Source organism: Myroides pelagicus (genome assembly GCF_009711055.1).
GTDB lineage: Bacteria > Bacteroidota > Bacteroidia > Flavobacteriales > Flavobacteriaceae > Flavobacterium > Flavobacterium pelagicum.
Map to the genome: position 1 here is coordinate 17568 of NZ_WMJY01000015.1, position 20727 is coordinate 38294.

The following is a 20727-nucleotide window of genomic DNA, read 5'->3' on the forward strand; positions in this document are numbered from 1 at the left end:
TTTATACCAAAACAACAATTTTCAAACCGTCGATATCAAACAATCTCATCGAAGTCCTTTATTCAGAGATAGGTGCAGAATACGTGCAGTTTTCGTGACCTTTTCTTGCCAAGAGAATGCTCCTGGGCTCGTATTGTGCACGTATACTGCACTTATGGCTCAACTTTGCGAGGAAATAAGCAAATACAATCCTGTCAAACCGACTAAACATCAAACACAACGCAAAGACTAAATCGAATTTCGAATTAATAACATTAAGCTCACTAAATTCCACAATAATCATTAATCATTGATCTAGGACCTTTTTCCTAACATAGACAAAAGGTATTTTAGTATATTTGTGTCTTATAACATTCAAAACAAGCCATGCAAACCAATACAAACCGCGTAGGAATAAACTTTGGTATTCTTTTAGCCATTTATTACACAATATTCAATTTAGGTTTATTCTATTCCGATGTAACCTTATTTACCAATAAGTTTATTGGTATGTTCAACATCGCGTTTATTGTTATCATTGGCGTAATCACTATTTATATTGCGCGTAGAAAAGCAGGTGGTTATGTAACCTTCAGAGAAGCCTTTACCCCCTTTTTAATTGCTACTGCAATTGGAGTAACTGTAAACTATATCGTTTACTATATCCTATTCAACCTTGTAGACTCATCAGCTAAAGATACAGTACACAACATCATGATGGATATGTTGATGGATACACTAAATAATTCTGGACTCGAACAAGATCAAATCAACGATCAAATAGCAAAGGCAAAAGATTTAGACCAATTCACACTGCGTTCTATGTTGTTTTTATGGGCTGGAAGTATTTTGAGAAACTCTGTTATTGGGTTACTACTAGCGGCGATATTTAAAAACAAATCCGAATTCATACAGCCACTTCCAGCAGAGCCTGCTCAAAAAGAAGAAACCCAACAATAATTAACTAACTAGTATTTTCTATATTATGAATCTATCCATTGTCATACCACTACTCAATGAAGCAGAATCACTGCCCGAATTATATCAGTGGATCACGAGAGTCATGGAAGAAAACAAGTTTTCTTATGAAATACTTTTTATCGACGATGGAAGTACAGATGAGTCGTGGAAAATAATTTATCAATTATCAAATGACGATTCTCATGTAAAGGGAATACGATTTCAACGTAACTTTGGCAAGTCACAAGCCCTACATGCAGGATTTGCTCAAGCGATTGGCGATGTTGTCATCACGATGGACGCAGACCTACAAGACAGTCCTGATGAAATACCTGAATTATACCAAATGATTACCCAAGAGGGATATCACTTAGTTTCGGGATGGAAAAAAAAGCGTTATGATTCTGTCATTGCCAAAAACATTCCTTCAAAATTATTCAACTGGGCTGCGCGAAAAACTTCAGGTGTTCATTTAAACGATTTCAATTGTGGATTGAAAGCCTATGCAAATGAAGTGGTAAAAAACATAGAAGTTTCAGGGGAAATGCACCGATATATCCCTGTATTAGCAAAAAATGAAGGTTATACGAAAATAGGTGAGAAAGTTGTACAGCATCAAGCCAGAAAATACGGAACAACCAAATTCGGCATGAGCCGTTTTATCAATGGCTTTTTAGACTTGATTACCATCTGGTTTTTATCTAAATTTGGTAAACGTCCTATGCATTTTTTTGGCGCTAATGGCGTATTAATGTTTGGAATAGGCTTTGTAGCAGCGGCCATTATAGGCGTGCGAAAACTGTATAAACTATACCTAGGTGAACCTGCTATATTAGTAACACAGGATCCTTGGTTTTACATTTCACTAACCACAATGATTATAGGAACTCAACTGTTCCTCGCTGGGTTTTTAGGAGAAATGATATTAAAGAATAAAACATCTGTTAATAGATATAAAATCACTCAAAAGAGTGGTTTTTAATCAAAAACAATACTATTATGCAAATAGAAAAAGAAATCTTAGAAAAAGCGGAGCAATGGCTAAAAGCTCCTTTTGACTCAGAAACACAGGCAACTGTAAAAAAACTAATTGAAAGCGATCCAAACCAATTAAAGGATAGCTTCTACAAAAACCTAGAGTTTGGTACTGGTGGTATGCGCGGAATTATGGGAACAGGAACTAACCGTATCAACAAATATACCTTAGGAAAGAACACGCAAGGATTAGCAAACTACATCAAAACGTCTTTCCCAAACCAAGAGTGGAAAGTAGCTATCAACTATGACTGTCGTCACAATAGTCAAGAATTAGCTAGAGTAGTAGCTGATGTATTTACAGCCAATGGAATTAAAGTTTACTTATTCTCTGAAATGAGACCTACTCCAGAACTTTCTTTTGCTGTAAGACACTATGGTTGTAATGCAGGTATTGTATTAACAGCATCACACAATCCCCCTGAATACAATGGGTACAAAGTATACTGGCAAGATGGGGGACAAATCGTACCTCCAAACGATGGCGCAGTTATTGACGAAATTAACAAATTGACGTACGATCAGATTAATTTTGACGGTAATGATGCTATCCTTACTTTCGTAGGAGAAGAACTTGATCAGGCATTCATTCAGTCAACGATAGAAAATGCTAGCTTCAACATCCCTCAAAATGTAAAGGACGGTCTAAAAATAGCATACACTTCTCTACACGGTACATCTATCAAGCTAATCCCTAAAACATTAGAAGCAGCTGGATATAAAAATGTATATATCGTAAAAGAACAGGAAGAGCCAAACGGAGACTTTCCTACCGTAAAATCACCGAACCCAGAAGAACCTGAAGCACTAACGATGGCTATCGCATTAGCAGACGAAAAAGATGCTGATATCGTCATTGGTACTGACCCTGATTCTGACCGTATCGGTATTGGTGTTCGTGACTTAGATGGCAAAATCAAATTGCTAAACGGAAACCAAACCATGGTGATGATGACTGCCTTCCTATTAGAACAATGGAAACAGAAAAAAGGATTCAAAGGACATGAGTTTGTTGGCTCGACCATCGTATCGACACCAATGATGCTAGACGTAGCAGAAAGCTATGGCGTAGAGTGCAAAGTAGGATTGACAGGATTCAAATGGATTGCTAAATTCATCAATGACTGTGCAGATCAAAAATTCATCGGTGGTGGTGAAGAGAGTTTCGGGTACATGGTTGGAGACGCCGTACGCGATAAAGATGCAGTAGCCTCTACCCTACTTGTGTGTGAAATTGCCGCTATTGCTAAAGCTGCTGGAAGTTCTTTCTACAAAGAGCTCATCAATTTATACATCGATCATCATTTTTACAAAGAACACTTAATTTCACTGGTAAAAAAAGGAATTTCGGGAGCAGAAGAAATCAAACAAATGATGATTAATTTACGTCAAAACCCATTAACAGAAATCATTGGTCAACGCGTAGTATGTGTAGAAGACTACCAAAGTAGTGAAGCGAAAAATCTAATTACTGGAGAGGTAGATTCAATTAGCGTACCTAAATCAAATGTGTTAATCTATTACTTAGAAGACGGAACCAAGATTGCCGCTCGTCCAAGTGGTACAGAACCTAAAATCAAGTTCTATTTTAGTGTAAACGAACCACTAGAAAGTATAGACAAGTTTAAAGACACAGAACACCTCTTAGATCAAAAGATTCAAGCTATTATTAAAGAAATGCAATTGAACTAATTATAAAATAAGAAGACTGGTAGCAATACCAGTCTTTTTTCTTTATTTTTGCTTTTCTCAAATATGAAACATGAACGAATACTTTAAGAAGATCATTCGCTTTGCGATACCTTATAAGAAATATGCTTTTTTAAACATATTTTTTAATATCCTATACGCACTATTTAGTGCCTTGTCATTTGTAGCCTTAATACCTATGATGACAATTTTGTTTGGAGATGAAAAAAAGATTACTACACCTCCTGTCTATACAGATATATGGCATATCAAAGACTATCTGGAAAACTATATGTCTTTTTATATTACCCAACATTCAACTGAAAACGGTGCTCAAAACACACTAATGATTATGGCAGCATTTATCATTAGCTTGTTCTTGTTAAAAAACCTTTTTAACTACTGGGCGATGTATTTCATCACATTCTTGCGCAACGGTGTATTAAAAGATATGCGCAATGCCATGTTTAAAAAAGCCGTAGACCTACCACTATCTTTCTTCTCTGAAAAGAGAAAAGGAGATATCATCTCCAGAATCACCTCTGACGTTTTAGAAATACAACACTCTTTCTTATCAATATTAGAAGTATTAGTAAGAGAACCGTTGACTATTCTATTTACAATCATCGCGATGTTTATGATTAGTACGGAACTGACTATTTTCGTATTTATCTTCGTGCCTATCTCAGGTATTATTATTTCAAAAGTAGGTAAAACGCTAAAGAAAAGTTCGCAAAAAGCTTCTTTAGAGCAAGGGTACTTTTTATCAATCATAGATGAATCACTTTCTGGATTGAAAGTGATCAAAAGTTTCAACGGTGAAAAAGCCTTCAATAACAAGTTTCAACAGTCGACAAAAACATTCTACGACTTAAGTAATAAAATATTAAACAGGCAAAACCTTTCATCACCACTAAGTGAGTTTTTAGGAATTGTTACCATTGCCGTGTTATTAGTTTATGGTGGACACTTAGTTTTAGGAGAAGGCACGCTAACAGGAGCTTCATTTATCGCCTATATAGGAATGGCTTATAACATCTTAACACCCGCAAAAGCCATGTCAAAAGCCTCTTATTCACTTAAAAGAGGATATGCAGCGGCAGAACGCGTACTAGAGGTATTAGAAGAAAAAAATCCAATCACTAGCAAAGAAAACGCTATCGATAAAACAAGTTTTGAAAAAGCAATCGCTATAGACAACATTACTTTTAGATATGGAGATGATAATGTATTACACGATTTTACCCTTACCATTGCTAAAGGGAAACAAATAGCCTTAGTAGGGCAATCAGGAAGTGGTAAAAGTACAATTGCCAATCTACTAACGCGTTTTTGGGATATTAACGAAGGAGCTATTAAAATAGACGATGCAGATATACGCGATCTAAACATACATAGCCTGCGCAATATGATAGGTCTAGTAACCCAAGATAGTATCTTGTTTAACGATAGCATTAAAAACAACCTAAAGTTAGGTAAAGAAGATGCTAGCGATGAAGAAATTATTGAAGCACTTAAAGTAGCTAATGCATATGAATTCGTTAGCGAATTACCAGAAGGAATCGACACAAATATTGGTGATTCAGGAAACAAGCTATCAGGAGGACAAAAACAACGTCTATCTATCGCACGCGCTGTACTGAAAAACCCTCCAATCATGATACTAGATGAAGCTACCTCAGCATTAGATACAGAAAGTGAGAAACTCGTACAAGTGGCATTAGAAAATATGATGAAAAACAGAACTTCTGTGGTCATCGCACACCGCTTATCAACAATACAAAAAGCAGATCTAATCGTTGTGATGCAAAAAGGTAGAATTGTAGAACAAGGAACACATGAAGAACTGTTACAACACAATGGTACCTACGCTAAATTAGTTTCTCTTCAAACCCTAGAATAAATGTATATACACAACAAGAAGCTAACCATACCTGAAGATCCGAATACCATAATTTGGAAGTATATGGATTTGTCTAAATTCTTAGACCTCTTGTTGTCAAACAAAATGTTCATGGCTCGTTCAGACAAATTTGAAGATCAGTATGAGGGAACATTTAGCGAGCCTACCTATGAAGAAATTAAAAGCATCAGTCATGACAATCCAGCTTTCTTAGATGAATACAAACAACGAAGAAAGAACATCATGATAAGCAGTTGGCATCTCAACGAATATGAATCCTTTGCCATGTGGCAGATCTTTACAAAAAACAGTGAAGGCCTAGCTATTCAATCAACGGTAGGACGCCTACAAGAAGCATTAGCTGCAGAAGACAGAGTAGATCAATATATTGGGGAAGTTCATTATATTGATTACAAGAAAGAGTATATCCCTTTCAACGATGACTTCTTTCCTTTCCTATTCAAGCGTAAAAGCTTTCAATACGAAAAGGAAATACGCGTGCTCACGGATGTATCACATTTAGGAAAACCTATACATGAAGGCATTAAAATAAATGTAGATATCAATGCATTAATTGAAAAAATATATATACACCCTAAGTCTGAAAATTGGTATAAACGACTAGTTATGGAATTGATGGAGAAACTCCACTTCCAATTTGACATCGAAAAGTCAGACTTAGAAAGTGATATTTTAATATAAAACTATGGAAACAGTTAATACGAATCAAATCATTCCGTCTATATTAGACAATGACTTTTATAAGTTTACGATGCAGTACGCTGCTATTAAACAATTCCCTTTTGCCAAAGCATCATACATATTCATCAATCGCGGTGAGCACAAGTATCCTCCAGGATTTGGCCAAGCCCTACAAGCAGCCGTAGATGAAATGGCAAAACTTAAACTAACAAAAGAAGAAAAGAACTTTTTAAGTACTACCTGTCCTTATTTGGACCCAACGTATTTAGATTTCTTACAAGGATATCACTACGATCCATCAGAGATAGATATCCAACAAGAAGGCGAAGAGCTTCAGGTGAGTATTAAGGGATATTGGTACAGAACAATTCTATGGGAAGTACCTTTGATGTCCTTAATCTGTGAAATCTACTATCGAATGACTGGAGATCAACGAGACACAAAAGAAGAAATCATCGCCAATACACGTACAAAAATTGAAAAGTACAAAGAGTTAGGCATTACAATAGCGGAATTTGGTACTAGAAGAAGACATTCATACACAGTACACCAAATTGTAGTAGAGACTCTACAAAAATATGGACAAGGTTCTTTTATCGGAACATCTAATGTTCACCTAGCGATGAAATATAACACAAAACCAATCGGTACACATGCCCATGAATGGTTTATGTTTCACGCGGCTAAATATGGCTTTAAAATGGCTAATTCGATGGGATTAGAGCATTGGGTAGATACCTATAGAGGTGATTTAGGCATTGCATTAACAGATACCTATACAAGTAAAGTCTTTTTCGAACAATTCGACAGAAAGTTTGCTAAATTATTTGATGGCGTTAGACATGATAGCGGAGACCCAGTAGAATTTGCAGACTTAGTAATCTCTCATTACAAAAGTATGAATATCGATCCTTTATCTAAGACTATTATATTCTCTGACGGATTAAACCCTGAAAAAGTAGAACGTATAGCTAAACATTGCAAAGGTAAGATAGGAATGTCTTTTGGCATTGGAACAGACTTTACAAATGATGTAGGGTTAAAGGCGATGAATATTGTCATTAAAATGAGACAAGCACTACCTGAGGGAGGACACTGGACAGACGTTGTTAAACTTTCTGACGAACCAAAAAAACACACAGGAACACCTGAGATGATTGAATTAGCACAGCGTTTACTAGATATACCAGTAAGCTAGACTATGCTAAATATTTTATAAATAAATTTTACAATACTAATTGTAGTTTCTATTTAAAGACTATTTTTGCAACAAATTAAATTTGAATATAATGGCAACGAACAGAACTTTTACAATGATTAAGCCTGATGCTGTAGAAGCAGGTAATATCGGTGGAATCATCAACATGATTACTGAAGCAGGATTTAAAATCGTATCTATGAAGTTAACTCAATTAACAGTAAGAGATGCACAAAAATTCTATGAAGTACACAGCGAAAGACCTTTCTACGGTGAATTAGTTGAATTTATGTCAAGAGGTCCAATCGTAGCAGCTATCTTAGAGAAAGATAACGCTGTAGAAGATTTTAGAACATTAATCGGAGCTACAAACCCAGCTGAAGCAGCTGAAGGTACTATCCGTAAAAAATACGCTAAATCAATCGGAGAGAATGCAGTTCACGGATCAGATAGTGATGAGAATGCAGCTATTGAGTCTGCTTTCCACTTCTCAGGAAGAGAGCAATTCTAATCATTGATTTTTATAGAATAAAAAAAGCTTTATCGAATGATAAAGCTTTTTTTGTTCATATATATACCGTTTCACTATTTGAATAAGTTTAAATCTAGTTTATTAACTAAATCAAGAATCATGTGATACCCTGCTACGGAATTACCACTAGCATCAAGACTAGCACTGAAAGCACCAACTCCAATACGACCAGGCACACTCACCATAATTCCGCCACCAACACCTGACTTACTAGGTAATCCAACGTTACGTGCGTACTCTCCACTACCGTCATACATTCCTGCAATCAACATTTGGGATTGAATAAGTTTAGACATCTCACTACTCTTATAGCGATCATCTCCATCGTACCTCACACACTGATTAGCAAAAAAGTAACCAATTTTAGCTAAATGCTCAGCTGTGACTTCAATAGAACACTGTCTAAAATAATTATCTAGTTTATCTTCTGTCCCTTCAATAAGTCCATTATTCTTCATTAAATAAAACATTCCTCTATTGCGGTGACCTGTTTCTTTCTCTGATAAGTATACTTTCTCACTATACTCAATCGAATTGTCTTTTGTGATATAACGAATCATATCCAATATTTTCTGTAAAGGTTTATCACCTTCTCCTTCAATTAACCCTGTCGTTAAAATAGCCCCGGCATTCATCATTGGATTAAGTGGTTTACCAGTTGTCTCCAAATTAGCAAAGTGATTAAAAGGCATATTTGTTCCGTAATACCCCATTTTATCAAGTACGTCTTTTTCACCTCTTTCTTGTACCGCAATCATTAAAGCGACTGTCTTAGATATACTCTGAATAGTAAATCGTTTCTGTACATCTCCGACGTTAATAACCTCCCCATTGTGCTTGACTACCGAAAATGCAATAGCCTTTGGATCCATCTTCCCTAATTCAGGAATATAATCCGCAACAACACCTTGCTTATAAAATTCACGATTATCTTCCAAAATAGATGACAACATTTGTGTTGTGATCGTTTGTGTAACATCAGTATTGTTAATAATCTTCTTAGCCGATGCACTACCTCCTATAGACAATACACAGGCAAACAAAATACCAAAAACTAACTTACTAAACTTACTTCTCTTCATATTTCTCAATTTAATTACTTTATATTTTCTTTACGTTTAATCTTTCCAGAGGCCGTTTCAACAAATGTCGATACAAATTGCACTTCTTTTGGTCTTTCGTACTTATGAAGCTGTTCAAATATATTCTCAGGCAATTGATAAGGTTCACTTTCAATCACCAGAATCACTTTATTTCCCAAAGAATCATCTTCTTTACTGCCGATAAAAAAGCGATAAGGAATCAAACGGGTTAGCTTCTCTTCAATTTGCTCTGGATACAGCTTAACTCCCCCACTATTTATTACATTATCTATACGTCCTAACCATTGAAATGTTTTGTGATCTAAAAGTTTCACCAAATCATTCGTAACAATGCTTTGCTTTGCTATAAGAGGTACATCAATAACTAAACATCCACGACTATCAGTAGAAACTTGTGCATGAGGAAGAAGATGAAATACATCCTCCGTAATAGCTTTTGCAGCTATATGAGTAACAGTCTCAGTCATTCCATAGGTCTCATAAAACTTCGTGGCCAAAGGTAACAACTTTTTACGTAAAGATTCACTCACCTTAGCCCCTCCGATGATCACCTGCTTAACATTCTCAAAGCTTACCAAGGACCCCTGTACTTGCAAAGGAACCATCGCAACAAAATCATAAATAGTACTATTATTGGATAACGGTGTGCTACTTGGCCGTACCACATCTAACTGCCAACCCAAGATAATAGAGCGAATCAACATCAATTTACCGCCTACAAATTTAGTAGACATACATAAAAGCGCATGAGCTCCTACTCCAACCTGAAAGAATGCCCCTGTAGCTTTAGCCGAAGCTACCAAAGCTGACTTTTTCATCTGCATTTTTTTAGGGGGTCCTGTAGTACCCGAAGTAGTTAATACAACATAATCATCTTCATTAAACCATTCGAGTATTAAGCTCGCCAAATCAATTAAATATTCCTCAGTAGTACTCTGTTGTAGATGCAGAGCATAATGACGTAATTCTTCTATAGATTTAAACGATAAACCATTTAATTTAAAGGCTGGGTGTATATAATTAATCATAAGTTTATGTTACTTTACTTTTCCAAATAAATGACCACGCCAATCTGTCCAGCTGTACTTCTTTCCCAAATAATACAAAACCAGAGGTAAAACCACGCCAATTTGTATAATAATCTCCCACAGTGATAAGGCTGGATCTTTACTAACGTCTAAAAATAATGAATTAGTCTGAAATGCTGTCCAATTTGACGTCACTAATAATGCTCCCCATAAATTATTAGCAGCGTGAAATCCTATTGCTAATTCTACTCCATCGTCCATTAAAGTCATTATCCCGAAGAAAAAGCCCATACCTATATAGAATATCATTATGCCATATCCTAACTGTTCAACCTCAGGATTAGCTAAATGCATCAACCCAAAAACTAAAGAAGTAACAAATAAAGCTATAAAACGACTCCGACTCGCTAAACCAATCCCTTGCATTAAATAAGAACGCATTAACAATTCTTCAAAAGTTGTTTGTAAAGGAATTAACAAAATAGCAATGATCAAAAAAGGAAAGAAAGCACTAGCATCAAAGCTAAATTCATAATTCTCTGGTGAAAGAACTATAGATACTGCAATAAAAAAAACAGTAACCAAGGACCACAGAAAAAACCCATGCCCTACACGTTTCCAATCAACTCTAGAACGACTAGTTACTAATGTTAAAATGGACTGTTTATGACATAACAGTACCCAAACAAGCAAAAACACAAGTAAAATCACCATTGGCGACAAATTCATTAAGAAATTAATGTTTTTGCCATATTTTTCAATATTCATTTTTATAGCATCAGCAGTAGAAACCGTCGAAACCTTTAACATTATGCCGTTTAAAGCTATAATACCGAAAAAAAACACAGAAAAAAGTAAATAACACCATAAGTTTTTGTTATTGTTTTTTCTCAAAAGTTGTTCAATATATTTCATATTTCAAAAAATGTACTATATTTGATAAAAAATTATCTAATTATGATTACAATTTATCACAATCCACGTTGTAGCAAATCTCGTGAAAGCATTGCTTTTATGGAGCAACAAGGGGTAGCTTACAAAATTATAAAATATTTAGATGCTGACCTTACTGAGACTGATGTAAAAAAGATCCTGCAAAAGCTAGACTATTCTCCAATTGAGTTAGTTCGAACAAAAGATAGCTTATGGCAAGATACTTTTGGAGATGTAACCCTAAGCGACGAACAAGTTATTCAAGCGATGGTCGATTATCCGAAACTAATCGAAAGACCTATTGTAGTTAACGGCCCAAAAGCAGTTATTGCAAGACCTACAGAAAAGATATATGAAATTCTGTAGTTAAAATATTAACATTACATTAACTTATCAACGATTAAACTTTAGTTCAAATTCCTAGTCTAATAGTAAGTAAAACTAACGACTATAATGGAAAAACTAAAAACAAAAAACTTTCTGCTCGTGCTGTTCGTCTGTATATTCAGTCTTACAGCATTTGCGCAGAATTCTAAAAAATCTACACTTACAGGAACAGTAATTGAAGCTAGCACAAACCAACCTTTAGAATTTGCTAGTATATTTGCTCAAAATGAACAAAACAAAAATATCATCTCAGGTGGTATGACCAATGAAAAAGGAAAATTTTCCTTTGATGTTCCTTCTGGTAATTATTATTTAAAAATAGAGTTCCTAGGCTTTAAAACGATTGAACTACACAATGTACAAGTTCAAAAAGATACCAATATTGGTATTCAAAAAGTACACGATGATACACAAATGTTAGAAGGAGTGGTTATCGTAGCCGAAAAGTCAGAAGTAGACATTAAACTCGATAAAAAAATATATAGCATCGGCCAAGACATGTTAGTTAAAGGAGGAACTGCTGGTGATGTTTTAGATAATGTTCCCTCTATCTCTGTGGATAGTGAAGGAGCAGTTAGTCTTCGAGGAAATGAAAATGTAAAAGTCCTAATCGATGGAAAACCTACAGGACTCGCTAGTAACATTGCAGAAGCTATGCGAATATTATCTGCTGAATCTATCGACAAAGTAGAAGTCATAACGAATCCATCTGCACGTTATGAAGCAGAAGGAGGAGCTGGTATAATCAATATCGTTTTAAACAAAGGTAAAGCCGCAGGTATTAATGGTAACATCACTGCAACAGCAGGTGTACCAAAAAACTACGAACTCAGCGGAAACTTTAATCTTAGAAGTGAAAACTTTAACTTCTACACTACATTAGGATATAGAGACGGTAAAACAGAAGGATATAGCCGAAACAACAACCAATACTTCGATCAAGCTGGCAACACTACCCAATTTATCGATGAGTATAAAGACAACCAGCGATACAGACAAGGATACAATGCGTTATTCGGACTTGATTATTATATCACACCTTCTTTTACCTGGTCCAATAGTGTTAATGCTAGACGAAATACTAGTGATGCACCCAATACGGTAAGTTATCAATACTATAATTCTGATAGAGAATTTATCTATGATAGAAATAGGTTCGAATCGAGAAACTCATCAAGAAATAGTGTTGAATACACAACTTCATTTGAAAAGAAATTCAAAAAACCAGATCACATATTAACCATTGAAGGAACTATCTCCCAAGATAAAAGTACAGATGATGCACATATCAATGATGTAAATAATCACCTTAATACAAGCAGCTACGAAAAAAACAATAGTAAAGATGACTATTTAGAAGGATTAATCAAAGTAGATTATACCTTGCCAATTGGTGAATCGGGTCACTTCGAAGCTGGCTATTTCGGAAACTTCAAGAAAACGAACAATGCTTATGACTTCTATAATCAACTGAACAACCAATGGATAAATAATCCTAACATTTCAAATACTTTAGAGTACAAAGAAAATGTAAACGCACTTTATGCTCAATACGGTAACAAAATCACTGAGCGCATAAACTATATGGTTGGATTGCGTTGGGAAGATAGCAATATTGACGTTAACCAATTAAGAAGTAATGATTACAACAATAAAAAATACAACGACTTCTTTCCTAGTGCATTTATTAACTATGAGATAACGAAATCAAGTAGCTTATCCGTTAGTTATAGCAAACGTATAATGAGACCAAGAGGACGTTTCTTAAATCCTTTTTCTAACTATACAAGTAACATCAACTACTTTCAAGGTAACCCAAACCTAGACCCTGCCAAAACAAGTGCATTTGACCTAGGGTTTACACAACGTTGGACAGGACTTACCTTATCAGCTTCAGCCTACTTTAATCAAACGGATGATACCTTTGAATTTGTTAGACAAATAGCAGGTACGACTGATGACGGTACACCGATCACTGTTAGCTCTCCAATCAACTTATCAACTGAATATAGATATGGTTTAGACCTTACAGCGAATTACACACCATTTAAATGGTGGAGAATAAATGGTAACTTTAACTTTTATCGTACAGAAACTAGAGGAGACTATACCTTTACAGATTTAAATGGTGATAACCATACACAGAATTTTGATAACAATACCTTTGCTTGGTTTACACGTATTAGCTCAAAAATTACATTACCTTACAAAATTGATTGGACAATGAATGGTATGTATCGAGCACCTTATAATAAAGCACAAGGAAAAGTTATCGGTAATCTATCAGCTAATTTAGCCTTAAGCAAAGACATATTAAAAGACAAAGCAACTGTTTCGTTTAACGTCAGTGATATTTTCAACTCTAGAAAAAGAGAGATGGAGACTAACCTAGCTCAATCATTCTCACATAGTGAAATGCAATGGAGAGGTAGACAAATCAATCTGTCATTCACTTATCGATTTAATCAAAACAAAAACGATAGACAAAAAGGCAAAAGACCGAATACCAGTAATGGTGACAGTAGCGAAATGGAAATGATGTAAGTTCCCTCCTATCTAATTCAACAACTAAAAAACCAACTAACCTTAAACTATAACAATAAAGAAGCTAAAGACATAATCTTTAGCTTCTTTTACATTCAATTAGATTCAAAAAAAAGAGGTACAATTAGATTGTACCTCTTTTATCTTTTTAATTCATCAAAGTCTTACATTTGACTTTCTTCCAATGATTCTCTATTAGCTTTTTTCTCTTTTAAAGCTTCGCGAGCTCCTCCGACTGCCCAATAAGAGGCAAATCCAACTAAGAAAATTAAAAGCCAAAATGCCATCGTAATCACAGTCATACCGATGATGAAAGCTAAATACTGTTGAAATTCAAACATTTTTCCGGATTTTTTGTATATACAGGTTCAAAAGTACGCAATAAAAAACTTTTAACCAATTTGTAGACTAAAATAAATTAACATTTTAGAACAAAACTAAATAGCTAAATTAGTCCTATTACTCCCCTCTAAGCTCAATTCTTTTGCTTCCGATATTTTCTAATACAAATATAGTCTTAACTAAAAACCAAAATAGTTTCTATAATTATCTAAATCCTTATCCCCTCTTCCTGAAAGATTGATTACCACAACATCACTTGGTTTAAATTGTTTTTTATTCAAAACGGCTAACGCATGTGAACTTTCAATTGCAGGTATAATCCCCTCTTGCTTACATAAATCTAATCCTGCCTGCATAGCTTCATCATCCATCACTGCAAAAAACTCAGCTCTATTTTGCTCTTTCATATGAGAATAAAGAGGACCAAACCCAGGATAATCCAAACCAGCCGAAATAGAATATGCTTCTAGAGGTTCACCTGTATCATCTTGCATAAACAAAGTCTTACTTCCATGAAGTATACCATCTTTTCCAACAAAAGAAGTAGCTGCTGTTTTCAAATCTTCAATACTGACACCTCCACCCTCAGCCACAACTAGCTTCACTGATTCATCTTCTAAGAAATGATAGAACGCACCTACTGCATTACTCCCTCCCCCTACACAAGCGACAACATAGTCAGGAGTTTCTTTACCTTCTATATCATTTAACTGCTTTTTAATCTCTTCTGAAATAACAGATTGAAAACGACTAACCATATCAGGATATGGGTGCGGTCCTACAGCAGACCCTATCAGATAAAAAGTATCATCAGGATTCTCAATCCAGTAAAGTAAAGCTTCATCTACTGCTTCCTTCAAAGTTTGTGCACCAGATCTAGCTGGTCGTACCTCAGCACCTAACATTTTCATACGCGCAACATTTGGTGATTGTCTCTCGATATCCAAAGCCCCCATATATACAATACACTCCATTCCCATCAAAGCACATACCGTAGCAGTAGCTACACCATGTTGTCCTGCTCCTGTTTCTGCTACAATCTTACGTTTGCCCAAACGCTTAGCTAATAAGATTTGCCCTATTGTATTATTGATTTTATGAGCACCGGTATGACATAAATCTTCTCGTTTTAAGTACACTTTTGTATTGTACTTATCAGACAAATTCTTAGCATAATATAGCGGCGTAGGACGCCCTACATAATCCCTTAGTAACTGTTGCATTTCCTCTTGAAAATCTGTTTGATTTATAATTTTCAAATAATCACTTTGCAACTGTCCAATGATTGGTTGAAGTGCCTCGGGAATAAAAGCCCCACCGTAATTCCCATAAAATCCGTTTTGATCTACTTGATATTTCATAATGATACTTTTTAAACAAAAAAAAGGCTTGTCGTGATGACAAGCCTTTTTCTAATTATATATTATTCTATTCGATTATAACACAACATAGGAAGGACCGCTCACGATATTTGACGTAAGTTTGATCCACCACCAATTATTTGTTATAATTAAATTCATTTTCCTCAATTGTAAAAAACAAAGTAAATTACTTTTTTCTTAATATCCAAATAAAAAGCGATGTATAATTTCTCACACATCGCTTTTTACTATTCTTTTTTCGCTGCTATAGCGTAACTACTGCATTTTTATCAGCATAAACATCTGATACATCATATCCACTAAATGCCTTCAAATAAGAGCGTACTGAAGTTCCGTATCCATCACTGAATCCATCTGCTCCACCACTTCTCAAAAAACGCTTTACTGAACCTGCACCTCCTAAGTGTGCTGCTGCAATAATTCCAGATTCGGTAACTGTAATACCATTAATCTTTTTTCCTTCAAATCTTTCAATCTCTTTTCTAAGAATCCACTTATTCTTTGCTACTAAAGCGTCAAATGCTTTTTCTTGTAACACTGGATCATCTAAGAACATCTTTGTGTCTGTAATACCAATTGACTTTAAAGCTGATTTACCAAATTGATATTTTCCCATGTAACCGAATGAATTAACAATCTTGTATAATCCATATGATTCGCGAACACCTAGTGCTTGCTTGAATCCCATATAGGTCTTTCCTACGTACGGTATCGCTAATTTTCCTTCCTCTTGAGCCTCTCCTACTAAAGGAAACTCATAAGAAAGATCAGTAGTTGGTACAATTTTGTATTGCTCCAGAAGACTAATTTCATACTTTTTAAAACCTGAAACCACCCCTCCTACTAATAAAGCTGAACCGATAAAAAAAGAACATGTTTTTCTCATTAAATATAATTTCTCAAGCCCTGTCACCACTTGAAATTTCTGATTGCAAAGTTACACTTTTTTTTATCTATACGCGTTTTCACCCTAATCAAAAACATACATTTAACACTTTTTAAAACTCAATTAACTATTATTCAATTACTTAAAAAATTAAATTAATTATTAATACTATTGTTTTTTCGACTAATAATTCATAAATTAATGGACTAACCACTTCTAAATTCACAGTAAAAACCCTTGATAATGCTTTTTTTTATCGCTTTTTACTAAATAATAACTTTTTGACTTGCCCCCTTTATACATAAGACTTGTCTCATATATTTGACTTAAAACGTCTGTTTTTAAAAAAGCATTACTTTTTAATAAAGAAGCAATACAGTCCTTTAAAACTTTCGAAAGGCTGCTACATTTTCTATCAATCACAAGTATAATACTAAATAAGGAACTTACTTTTGGCTCTTAGTGATTTCAAATTAATAGTATTTGGTGCCAAGCTTGTGCTATACGTGCAGTTTACCAGCCCACAGGTAGCTTCTTGGCAAGGAAAGAGCACGAATACTGCACGTATAGGTCAAGAAAGTAAGAAGACAAAATGTCCGTAAGTAGATAATCAGTTGCTACAAACGAATACGTTTTAGAAAACTATACTGACAAAAGTATTAGATCGCATGATACATAAGACGTTTACGCATAGCTGTTTGATGTAAGAAGGGGGATAAGTCACTATTTTTTCAAAATAAATAACGTAGAATTACTTTTTTTTAAGCCTGTTTAATAGTTCAATATTTCGAAAGACCATTAGTTTTTTCTCTAAATCATATTTATGGAAGTAAACGCAAACACATATAAAAAGACCATTACTTGCAGAAAAACACTAACCGTAAGATTTCTTAAAAAAAACTTTTCATCAAATCATAATCGTCAAAATCCCACTATCTAATTTACAAAGTAACTTACAATATATTTAACCTTCATATCAAAAGAATTTAATTCCAAAAAACACGTAAAAAAAGAGCAATTGACTAGTTCGCTAGTCAATTGCTCTTATTATATATATCCAGTATCAATAAAATTATTTTATTCCTCCATCTTAGCAGATAATTCAAACCAGCGCTCTTCTAATTCCTCTAATTGAACCAATACGACGCGTAATTCTTCTGCTTTCTCACTAATCTTATCGTCTGTCACCTTTCCTTCGGAAAACAATCTCTCTATAATCACTTTTTGTTCTTCCAATCGCTTGATCTCTCTTTCTGTTTTTTGAAGATCCTTCTGCTCTTGAAAAGACAATCCATTTTTCACCTGACTTTCTTTCCAGTTTACTTTTTCTTTAGGCTGATCATCTTTTACTGGCTCTACACTATCTTCATACGCTCTAAAATCAGAATAATTACCTGGGAAGTTCTCCACAACACCTTGACCTCTGAAGACAAATAAAGTATCTACGATCTTATCCATAAAGTAACGATCGTGAGAAACAACAACCAAACAACCTGGGTAATCTAATAAAAATGCTTCTAAAACATTTAGAGTAACAATATCTAAGTCATTAGTCGGCTCATCAAGAATCAGAAAGTTTGGATTTTGAATTAAAACAGTACACAGATAAAGACGTTTCAACTCACCTCCACTTAATTTTTCAACAAAATCGTGTTGTTTTTTACGGTCAAACAAAAAGCGCTCTAATAGTTGTCCTGCTGATATTGAACGTCCTTTTGCTAAAGGAATCTGCTCACCAAATTCTTTGATAACATCAATTACTTTTTGATCCGGCTTTACATAAATTCCCCCTTGAGTATAATACCCAACCTTAATTGTTTCACCTCTTACCACTTTACCAGCATCTGGCTCAATAGTCTGTGTTAAGATATTCAAGAACGTTGATTTCCCCGTACCATTCTTACCGATAATACCTATTCTTTCTCCTTTAGTAAAGTTATAACTGAAATCCTTCAATATAATTTTATCTTTAAAAGTCTTATTCAATTTATGTAGCTCGATGATTTTACTCCCCATACGCTCCATATTGATTTCTAACTCGACTTGATGCTCTGTTCTACGACTATGAGCCTTTTCTTTAATAACATAAAAATCATCAATTCTAGACTTTGATTTCGTCGTACGAGCTTTAGGTTGGCGACGCATCCAAGAAAGTTCTTTTACAAACAAATTCTGCGCTTTATCTATACTAGCATTTTCCGCAGCTATTCGCTCTTCTTTTTTCTCTAGATAATATGAATAATTCCCCTTATACTGATAGATCTTTCCATTGTCTAACTCGATGATTTCATTACATACGCGCTCTAAGAAAAATCGGTCGTGCGTAACCATAAACAATGTTATATTCTCCTTAGCAAAATAGTTCTCCAGCCATTCAATCATTTCTAAGTCGAGGTGGTTTGTTGGTTCATCTAAGATCAACAAATCAGGTCGATTAATTAAAATCATAGCCAAAGCCAGACGCTTGCGTTGACCTCCTGACAAACTCTTTACCTTAGCCTTTAAGTCTTCTAGTTTAAGCTTAAACAATATTTGCTTATACTGTGTCTCAAAGTCCCATGCGTTATGAGCTTCCATCTTTTCAAAAGCAATTTGATAAGCTTCCGTATCATCTGGATTTTCTAATGCCTTTTCATACTGTTCAATAATCTTTAAAACTTCATTATCCGATGCGAAAATACTCTCCTCAATCGTTAACTCATCTTGCAAATTGGGTTCTTGTGACAAAAATTCAATGCGAATATCCTTTCTCGTAACAACCTGTCCTGTATCCGGGAAGTCCTCTCCCATCAAAATGTTTAATATTGTCGTTTTTCCCGATCCATTCTTTGCAACAAAGGCAATCTTTTGATCTTTATTAATTCCAAAAGACAAGTCTTCAAAAAGGGTACGAGCCCCAAAAGACTTTGATATATTTTCTACTGATAAATAATTCACTTCTTAATTTTTTACAAAAGTACTCTTTTATTTGACTACTCACCCCAAGTGTATCACAACGGATCAAGAACAAGGGAGGTTTATCTATTATGTTATATCGATGACTACATATTCAGATTGCGTACCAATTCGATAGCGCCCTCCCCAAATACCTAAACCAGAACTAACATAATAATGTGTCTTGCCTTTCTGAAGATATCCGTGAGCTGTCTCAAATAAACGATCTGTAATCCAAGAGATAGGCCATACTTGCCCTCTATGAGTGTGCCCTGATAACTGCAAATCAATCTTCGCTTGCTCTGCCTGTTCTAAAACATAAGGTTGATGATCTAAAAGTAAATAAGTATACCCCATTACTTTTTTCCCTACTATACTACTCAAACTTTTTCGATGTCTATTCGTCTTATCGTCTCGACCAACTAATACTAAAGATAAATCATCAATCTTCACTAAACTATCCTCTAATACTTGTATACCATTATCATTCATAAATTTAACACTAGCTCTAGCACCTGCCATATAATCGTGATTACCTAAACATGCGTAAACCCCATATTTACTTTCGATTGCCTGAAGTAATTCCCCCATTTGATAATAAACAATAGGTTGTAAATTATAATCGATTAAATCACCACCTATAAGCACTAAGTCAGGTTTTTCTTTATTTATCAATTTGACCCAATGCTTCAACTCATTTCTACCTATGGCATATCCCAGATGTAAATCAGAAATAAATACAACGCGATACTTTGTTTTAACTCCAAGATTCAAATCTAATTTTATGCGTCTCTTACGACGATAACCTATAAATCCTAATAAAGCAAAAATAGTTATAGCGATTAAAGAAACCAAAGCTTGTGTAAGTGGTGTAAAATCAGGAACAATCGATAATACTCTATTAACTCGACAAACTAAATCAATAACCAAGACAGATAAAAAAGCATAAATAGACAACATCAGCCAGCCTGTACCTATTTTATAAAAAACAGACGCTAATGGCACTGGTAATTGTCTTCCTAATAAGAAAAAAACAAAAATGGCCGTCAATAAAAGGCACACTACTGTCCAGTACAATGGAACAAGAATAATTGGTATAGTGGAAACAATCGGATACAAATGATAAAACACATACCCATTACCTAATACAAACAATACAAATGTTCCTAAAAAAACTAATCCTTTCATAA

The 20727-nt window shown here is 34.7% G+C and carries 17 protein-coding genes; 9 read left to right on the top strand and 8 right to left on the bottom strand.

Going from position 1 to position 20727, the window contains the following annotated elements; translation table 11 throughout:
* Positions 1-366: 366 nt before the first annotated feature.
* The 7 genes from GJV77_RS07945 to GJV77_RS07975 all read left to right on the top strand — a co-directional run bounded on the left by GJV77_RS07945 (position 367) and on the right by GJV77_RS07975 (position 7977).
* Positions 367-939, top strand: coding sequence for a DUF4199 domain-containing protein (locus GJV77_RS07945; RefSeq protein WP_155035845.1), 573 nt, complete (start codon positions 367-369; stop codon positions 937-939).
* A gap of 25 nt (positions 940-964) precedes the next feature.
* The gene (locus tag GJV77_RS07950) at positions 965-1921 is read left to right on the top strand and encodes a glycosyltransferase family 2 protein (protein WP_155035846.1); all 957 of its coding nucleotides are present in this window, start codon (positions 965-967) and stop codon (positions 1919-1921) included.
* Between the two features lie 17 nt (positions 1922-1938).
* The gene (locus GJV77_RS07955; protein WP_155035847.1) at positions 1939-3666 is read left to right on the top strand and encodes a phospho-sugar mutase; all 1728 of its coding nucleotides are present in this window, start codon (positions 1939-1941) and stop codon (positions 3664-3666) included.
* A 70-nt stretch (positions 3667-3736) separates the two neighbouring features.
* On the top strand, positions 3737-5566 hold the full coding sequence (locus GJV77_RS07960; protein ID WP_155035848.1) for an ABC transporter ATP-binding protein: 1830 nt from the start codon (positions 3737-3739) through the stop codon (positions 5564-5566).
* Entirely contained in the window at positions 5567-6268 is a 702-nt protein-coding gene (locus GJV77_RS07965) for a hypothetical protein (RefSeq protein WP_155035849.1), read from the top strand.
* A 4-nt stretch (positions 6269-6272) separates the two neighbouring features.
* Positions 6273-7466 carry a nicotinate phosphoribosyltransferase gene (pncB, locus tag GJV77_RS07970; protein WP_155035850.1) on the top strand — a complete coding sequence of 398 codons (1194 nt, stop codon included), beginning with the start codon at positions 6273-6275 and terminating at the stop codon, positions 7464-7466.
* A gap of 91 nt (positions 7467-7557) precedes the next feature.
* A complete protein-coding gene (locus GJV77_RS07975; protein WP_155035851.1) occupies positions 7558-7977 on the top strand; it encodes a nucleoside-diphosphate kinase in 420 nt (139 codons plus the stop codon).
* Between the two features lie 74 nt (positions 7978-8051).
* Here the strand turns inward: GJV77_RS07975 and glsA are convergent, their stop codons facing one another.
* The 3 genes from glsA to GJV77_RS14810 are packed head-to-tail and all read right to left on the bottom strand — an operon-like array spanning position 8052 to position 10939.
* The gene (glsA, locus tag GJV77_RS07980) at positions 8052-9080 is read right to left on the bottom strand and encodes a glutaminase A (RefSeq protein ID WP_155035852.1); all 1029 of its coding nucleotides are present in this window, start codon (positions 9078-9080) and stop codon (positions 8052-8054) included.
* Positions 9081-9094: 14 nt separating this feature from the next.
* The gene (locus GJV77_RS14805) at positions 9095-10129 is read right to left on the bottom strand and encodes an AMP-binding protein (RefSeq protein ID WP_193563674.1); all 1035 of its coding nucleotides are present in this window, start codon (positions 10127-10129) and stop codon (positions 9095-9097) included.
* A 9-nt stretch (positions 10130-10138) separates the two neighbouring features.
* Positions 10139-10939, bottom strand: coding sequence for a CPBP family intramembrane glutamic endopeptidase (locus GJV77_RS14810; protein ID WP_240142837.1), 801 nt, complete (start codon positions 10937-10939; stop codon positions 10139-10141).
* Positions 10940-11086: 147 nt separating this feature from the next.
* On the opposite strand from GJV77_RS14810, the gene arsC reads away from it, so the two are divergent.
* A complete protein-coding gene (gene arsC, locus GJV77_RS07990) occupies positions 11087-11428 on the top strand; it encodes an arsenate reductase (glutaredoxin) (RefSeq protein ID WP_155035853.1) in 342 nt (113 codons plus the stop codon).
* A gap of 87 nt (positions 11429-11515) precedes the next feature.
* Positions 11516-13993: an outer membrane beta-barrel family protein gene (locus tag GJV77_RS07995; RefSeq protein WP_155035854.1), complete on the top strand. Its 2478-nt coding sequence runs from the start codon at positions 11516-11518 to the stop codon at positions 13991-13993.
* A 164-nt stretch (positions 13994-14157) separates the two neighbouring features.
* Here GJV77_RS07995 and GJV77_RS14770 read toward each other — a convergent pair whose 3' ends face one another.
* The 5 genes from GJV77_RS14770 to GJV77_RS08015 form a co-directional block, all read right to left on the bottom strand.
* A complete protein-coding gene (locus GJV77_RS14770; protein ID WP_162853986.1) occupies positions 14158-14334 on the bottom strand; it encodes a hypothetical protein in 177 nt (58 codons plus the stop codon).
* Between the two features lie 180 nt (positions 14335-14514).
* Complete coding sequence (gene trpB, locus GJV77_RS08000; RefSeq protein ID WP_155035855.1) at positions 14515-15696, bottom strand: tryptophan synthase subunit beta; 1182 nt, start codon at positions 15694-15696, stop codon at positions 14515-14517.
* Between the two features lie 265 nt (positions 15697-15961).
* Complete coding sequence (locus tag GJV77_RS08005) at positions 15962-16603, bottom strand: peptidoglycan-binding protein LysM (RefSeq protein WP_155035856.1); 642 nt, start codon at positions 16601-16603, stop codon at positions 15962-15964.
* Positions 16604-17680: 1077 nt separating this feature from the next.
* On the bottom strand, positions 17681-19540 hold the full coding sequence (locus GJV77_RS08010) for an ABC-F family ATP-binding cassette domain-containing protein (RefSeq protein WP_162521590.1): 1860 nt from the start codon (positions 19538-19540) through the stop codon (positions 17681-17683).
* An 87-nt stretch (positions 19541-19627) separates the two neighbouring features.
* Positions 19628-20725, bottom strand: coding sequence for a metallophosphoesterase (locus GJV77_RS08015; RefSeq protein WP_155035857.1), 1098 nt, complete (start codon positions 20723-20725; stop codon positions 19628-19630).
* Between the last annotated feature and the right edge of the window lie 2 nt (positions 20726-20727).